Origin of the sequence: Quyinboa mangrovi (assembly GCF_042219825.1) — a bacterium.
GTDB lineage: Bacteria > Bacteroidota > Bacteroidia > Bacteroidales > UBA5342 > JBHJHP01.
Genome location: NZ_JBHJHQ010000049.1, coordinates 1 through 904 on the forward strand (window position 1 = coordinate 1; position 904 = coordinate 904).

Annotated in this window: 1 protein-coding gene; it reads right to left on the reverse strand. The window is 29.6% G+C overall.

What is annotated here, in order from left to right; translation table 11 throughout:
- Nucleotides 1-153: 153 nt before the first annotated feature.
- Entirely contained in the window at nucleotides 154-801 is a 648-nt protein-coding gene (locus ACE1ET_RS20500) for a hypothetical protein (protein ID WP_375730295.1), read from the reverse strand.
- Nucleotides 802-904 lie beyond the last annotated feature (103 nt).

Below are 904 nucleotides of genomic sequence, written 5' to 3' on the forward strand. Positions count from 1 at the left end.
ACAACGTTCCCGCGGTATGGTGTCGTGGCAGTTTCTTTCCGATGGGAAAGGAACTGTCAGGACAAAAGAGGCAGCCTGCGAACGTTGATGTGTTTTATTTAAATGTACTGCCATGCAGTATGACCGCGTGTTGTATGCAGTTTTTTTATCATTTCAATTATAGAAGAAATACCATCCATTTTGAAGTTTAATAAGTCTTGCAATAATAATATGCTCTGATTTAATTTTATTACCGGATGAAATTTCCTCATTAAATGATTTAATGTAACCATATTCATGATCAAGAAATCCATTTACAATTAATAGAATATTTTCATCTGATCTATTTAATTCTTTAATATCAGTTTTTTCCATTAGGTTTCTTAATTCATAAATGTCATTTAAATTGAGTTCATAAAAAGTTGAGTGTTTTTCAAATGCATTCACTAAGTGATCTTTACTTCTAAACTTACCATTACTTTTAACAGAGTATTGATTAATTCTCTTATGGTAGCTTAACATGTCTGTTAGTTCATAAACTCCAGATTCTTTAGTCATTTTATCAATTAATTCCAAGTTGTTTTTTTGAAATATGTAGTTTAACTGATGACTAAAATCAAATGATCTTAACGTTATAGAGAAAAAGAATCCTAATATGAGTACTAACAGAGGTTTATAAGAATAAAACTTTTTGTAATTGTTTACGGCTATGTTGAATAATGCAAATATTAGGGCGAAGATCAAAACTGCAATTAAAATAAACACATTTAATATTGGCCCAACAAATAATTCGAATTGCAATTCAAAGCTTAATATCATCATTAAACATATACTTAAGAGATATGCCATAATTCGGATGAAATTCTTCATTGATGCGTTCATTATCCTTAATTATTCAAATTGCACACAACGTTCCCGCGGTATG